Source organism: Pseudoxanthomonas beigongshangi (assembly GCF_016820515.1).
Taxonomy (GTDB): domain Bacteria; phylum Pseudomonadota; class Gammaproteobacteria; order Xanthomonadales; family Xanthomonadaceae; genus Pseudoxanthomonas_A; species Pseudoxanthomonas_A beigongshangi.
Map to the genome: position 1 here is coordinate 1 of NZ_JADHDV010000058.1, position 3128 is coordinate 3128.

A 3128-nucleotide genomic window follows, 5' to 3' on the forward strand; every position below is an offset into this window, starting at 1 on the left:
CACCCGCTTCGCCGGAGCGGAAACCGGCGGCGCCGGCGCGCCGGCGGCAAACACCGCCGGTCCGGCCACGCCGGCGGCCGCGACCGCCGACGGCACCCGCAAGCTGGTGCCGACCCCGGAAGTGCTGTCCGCGCTGCAGGCCCTGCAGGGCACGGCCGCGCCACGCATCGAGGGCCAGCCCAAGCGGAGCCTGAAGGACATCCAGCAGGCGCTGGTCGCGCGGATGCGCCAACAGCATGGTGCCCAGGCCGCGCTGGCCGCGCCGGACTCGGACACCTTCGAACTGCTGGGCCTGCTTTACAACGAAGTCGAGCGCGAGGTGCGCCCGGAGTCGCCGGCCAGCGATCTGCTGACCCGCCTGCAGGTGCCGCTGGCGCAGGTCGCCTTGCGCGATCGCGAATTCTTCCTGCGTCCGGAACACCCTGCCCGCGAACTGCTCAACGCGGTGGCCGAATCCGGCGCCACCTGGCAGACCGACGATGATCTGGATCCGCGCCTGCTGCACCAGTTGCACCAGTCGGTGGACTTCGTGGTCAAGCACTACCAGGGCGACGAAGCGGTATTCGCCCAGGCCAACACCGAGGTGCAGCGGCATCTGGAAGCCGCGGCGCGCAAGGCCGAACTGGCCGAGCGCCGGCACATCGAGGCCGCACGCGGCAAGGAACGGCTGGAGATCGCCAAGCAGCGTGCGAGCGAAACCATCGAGACCGCCTTCAACGATCAGCAGCCGCCGCGGTTCGTCCAGGCGCTGGTCAACCAGGCCTGGGCCGACGTGCTGACCCTGACCCAGTTGCGCCAGGGCGAGAACTCGGACGAGTGGACCGAGCAACTGCAGACCACCCTGCAGATCGTCGCCGCCACCACCGCGCCGGCGGACGCGCCCAAGGACTCGCAATTGCCGGCGCGGATCGAGAAGGCGCTGTTGCAGGTCGGCTACCACGAGGACGAGGCGCAGGCCATCGCCCGCCGCCTGTCCAGCGCCGACGGCGAGGACGATGGCACCTCGCGCACCGAACTGACCGCCAAGCTGAAGGCGCGCGCGCGCCTGGGCGAGCAGAACATGATCCGGCGCGAACCGATCCAGCCGCGCTCGCCCCGGGAACAGGAGTGCTACGACCTGCTCCGCTCGCTGCCCTACGGCACCTGGTTCGAATTCACCCTCAACCAGCAGGGCGACGTGCAGCGCCAACGGCTGTCATGGTTCAGCCCGGTCACCGGCCACGCGCTGTTCGTCAACCAGCGCGGCCAGCGCACCGGCGAGCACACGCTGGACAGCCTGGCCCGGCTGATGGCCCAGGGCCAGGCGCAGGTCGTGACCGAAGACAAGGGCCGGTTGATCGATCGCGCCTGGAACGCCACGCTGCGCGCGCTGCGCAGCCTCACCGGAATGGGCAAGGCCGCGGACATCGGAGGAAACGGCGCATGATCCAGGAATTCCGCCGTGCCCGCCGCCGCAACGTGCCCGAGCCGGTCGCGGTGATGGATACCTTCACCGACCAGCTGGTCGGCCGCCTGGGCAATGTGTCCGAATCGGGCATGCTGCTGCTCGCCAGCGCGCCGGTGATGGAGGACGCGATCTACCAGCTGCGTTTCCATCTTCGCCTGGGCGGCGGTCGCGAAGTGCCGATCGATGTCGGCGCGCACGTGCTCTGGATGGCCGAGGCCAACACGCCCGGACAGGGTTTCGCCGGCCTGCGGTTCCTGACCATCGAACCGGCTTCGCTGGAAACCCTGCGCGCGTGGGTGAACGCGCCCGGCACGGCCTGAGCGAACGTCACGGGAAAGGCGGGCGCGGATGCGGCAAAATGCGGGTTTCGCCCGCAAGAGCCGCCGCCATGAACGCCTCCGCCCCCCAGGCCACCGAACTCGTCCCGCTGTACGCCGAACACCTGGCGTTGATGAAGCGGCGCGCGGAGGAAGCGCTGGCGCGTGGCGGTTTCGATCACCTGGTCGTGCCCAGTGGCGGCCTGCACTACCAGGTGTTCGACGATCGCGACTATCCGTACGCGGTCAACCCGCAGTTCAAGGCCTGGCTGCCGCTGACGCGGGTGCCGGACAGCTGGCTGGTGTACACGCCCGGCCAGCGCCCGAAGGTGATCTACCACCAGCCCTTCGACTACTGGCACGTGGTACCCGCCGCGCCGACCGGCTGGTGGGTGGATCATTTCGACATCCAGATCATCCGCAAGCCCGCCGATGCACTGGCGCTGCTGCCCGGCCCGGCGGCGCGCTGCGCCATCCTCGGCGAACCGCAGAGCGCGCTGGGCGATTACCAACCCAACAATCCGGAAGCGGTGGTCAACTACCTGGAGTACCAGCGTTCGTACAAGTCCGCTTACGAAATCGCGCTGATGCGCGAGGCGCAGCGGTTGGCGGTGCGCGGGCATCGCGCGGCGGAAGCGGCGTTCCGCGAGGGCAAGAGCGAATTCGCCATCCACATGGCCTACTGCGCCGCGGTCGGCCAGGATCCCGCCGAACTGCCGTACGGCAACATCGTGGCGCTCAACGAACATGGCGCGGTGCTGCACTACATGGAACTGGATCGCCAGGCGCCCGCCGCCCCGCGCAGCTTCCTCATCGACGCCGGCGCCAGCTTCCACGGTTACGCCAGCGACATCACCCGCACCTACGCAGCCGATTCCGCCGGCGAATTCCAGGCCCTGATCGACGCGGTCGACCAGGTGCAGGTCGCGCTGGGCCAGGCGGTGCGCGCGGGCGTGGACTACAAGCAGCTGCACCTGGACGCGCACCTGCGCCTGATGGGCATCCTCAAGGATTTCGGCGTGCTGAAGGTGTCACCGGAGGCGGCCCTGGCCAGCGGCGTCAGCTTCGCGTTCTTCCCGCACGGCCTGGGCCATCCGATCGGCCTGCAGGTACACGATGTGGCCGGTTTTGCCGAAAGCGATCGCGGCGGCCGCATCACGCGTCCGGAAGGCCATCCCTACCTGCGCATGACCCGGGTGCTGGAACCGGGCATGGTGGTGACCATCGAGCCGGGCATCTACTTCATCGACATGCTGCTGGACGAGGCGAAGAAGAACGGCCACGCAGACAGCATCGACTGGGCGCGTGTGGATGCGTTCCGTCCCTACGGCGGCATTCGCATCGAGGATGAAGTCCTGTGCACC

Annotated in this window: 3 protein-coding genes; all 3 read left to right on the forward strand. The window is 69.0% G+C overall.

Features of this window, described 5'->3' with window-relative positions:
• Window positions 1-1426, forward strand: a 1426-nt coding sequence (locus IQ458_RS19415; RefSeq protein WP_203323836.1) for a DUF1631 family protein, incomplete at its 5' end; no start/stop codon positions are given.
• Window positions 1423-1767, forward strand: a complete 345-nt coding sequence (locus IQ458_RS19420) for a PilZ domain-containing protein (RefSeq protein WP_203323837.1) — start codon at window positions 1423-1425, stop codon at window positions 1765-1767. The genes IQ458_RS19415 and IQ458_RS19420, both read left to right, overlap by 4 nt.
• 68 nt (window positions 1768-1835) lie before the next feature.
• The coding region (pepQ, locus tag IQ458_RS19425) for a Xaa-Pro dipeptidase (protein WP_203323838.1) at window positions 1836-3128 on the forward strand (1293 nt) is incomplete at its 3' end.